The organism is Burkholderia sp. Bp9031, assembly GCF_003857965.1.
Lineage (GTDB): Bacteria > Pseudomonadota > Gammaproteobacteria > Burkholderiales > Burkholderiaceae > Burkholderia > Burkholderia ambifaria_A.
The window spans coordinates 1-1,898 of sequence record NZ_QTPW01000079.1; the positions used below are offsets into that span (position 1 = coordinate 1).

The following is a 1,898-nucleotide window of genomic DNA, read 5'->3' on the forward strand; positions in this document are numbered from 1 at the left end:
CGCACCGCCGGCATGCTGCCGGTTCTGCTGGTCCTCTGCATCGGCTTCGGATTCCTGACCGACGGCTTCTTCACGCTGCAGAACCTGTCGATCGTCACCCAGCAGGCCTCGATCAACATCGTGCTCGCCGCCGGCATGACCTTCGTGATCCTGACGGGCGGCATCGACCTGTCGGTCGGCTCGGTGCTCGCCGCATCGGCCGTCGCCGCGCTGCTCGCCTCGACCATCCCCGGCTGGGGCTGGCTCGGCGTGCCCATCGCGCTCGCCGTCGGCCTCGTGTTCGGCGCGATCAACGGCGGCCTGATCTCGTTCCTGCGCCTGCCGCCGTTCATCGTCACGCTCGGCGCGATGACGGCCGTGCGCGGGGTCGCCCGCCTGATCGGCAACGACACAACCATCTTCAACCCGCAACTGCCGTTCGCGTTCATCGGCAACGGCACCATCCTCGGCGTGCCGTGGCTCGTCGTGATCGCCTGCGCCGTGATCGCGCTGTCGTGGTTCATCCTGCGCCGCACGGTGCTCGGGATGCGGATCTATTCGGTCGGCGGCAACCCGGAAGCCGCACGGCTGTCGGGCATCAACGTGCGGGCGATCCAGCTGTTCGTGTATGCGGCGTCGGGCCTGCTCGCCGGTCTCGGCGCGGTGATGTCGGCCGCGCGCCTCTACGCGGCCAACGGCCTGCAGCTCGGCCAGTCGTACGAGCTCGATGCGATCGCCGCGGTGATCCTCGGCGGCACGAGCTTCGTCGGTGGCGTCGGCTCGATCGTCGGCACGCTGATCGGCGCGCTGATCATCGCGGTGCTGACCAACGGCCTCGTGCTGCTCGGCGTATCCGACATCTGGCAATACATCATCAAGGGGCTCGTGATCATCGGCGCGGTGGCACTCGACCGCTATCGCCAGCGCGACTCGGCTCGTACCTGACACGCATTCCTCACCGTTCAACCATCGGGGCGCGGGCAGGTCCTCCTGCGCCCGTTCGCCAACGGACCTTCCGGAGACACAACGACATGTTCAAGCACCAAGCCGCCCTGACCGCCGTCGCCTGCGCGCTCGCCTTCGGCGCTGCCGCCGCCCATGCAGCCGACAAGCCGCTGAAATCGATCGGCGTCACGGTCGGATCGCTCGGCAACCCGTACTTCGTCACGATCGTGAAAGGCGCCGAAGCGCGCGCGAAACAGCTCAATCCGAACGCGAAGGTCACCGCGGTATCGGCCGACTACGACCTGAACAAGCAGTTCACGCAGATCGACAACTTCATCTCCGCGCACGTCGACATGATCCTGCTCAACGCGACCGATCCGAAGGCGATCGAGCCGGCGGTGAAGAAGGCGCAGGCGGCCGGCATCACGGTCGTCGCGGTGGACGTCGCGGCCGCCGGCGCGAACGCGACCGTGCAGACCAACAACGTGAAGGCCGGCGAGCTGGCGTGCGACTACCTCGCGAAGAAGCTCAACGGTAAAGGGAACGTGATCATCGAGAACGGCCCGCAGGTGTCGGCCGTGATCGATCGCGTGAACGGCTGCAAGGCCGCGCTCGCGAAGAATCCGGGCATCAAGCTGCTGTCGAGCGACCAGGACGGCAAGGGCTCGCGCGAAGGCGGGATGAACACGATGCAGGGTTACCTGACGCGCTTTCCGAAGCTCGACGGCGTGTTCACGATCAACGATCCGCAGGCGATCGGCAGCGATCTCGCGGCGAAGCAGCTGAATCGCCCGAACGTGGTGATCACGTCGGTCGACGGCGCGCCGGACATCGAGGTGGCGCTGAAGTCCAACACGCTCGTGCAGGCGTCGTCGAGCCAGGATCCGTGGGCGATGGCGCAGCAGGCCGTCAACGTCGGCTACGGAATCATGAACGGCCAGAAGCCGGCCAACCCGATGATCCTGATCGAGCCG

2 protein-coding genes are annotated in these 1,898 nt (G+C 66.8%); both read left to right on the plus strand.

Annotated features, from left to right (window positions below; all coding sequences use genetic code 11):
• Positions 1-924 (plus strand): ABC transporter permease subunit (locus tag DIE15_RS36565; RefSeq protein WP_124835874.1); only part of this gene is annotated, 924 nt, incomplete at its 5' end.
• A gap of 86 nt (positions 925-1,010) precedes the next feature.
• The coding region (locus DIE15_RS36570) for an ABC transporter substrate-binding protein (RefSeq protein WP_124835875.1) at positions 1,011-1,898 on the plus strand (888 nt) is incomplete at its 3' end.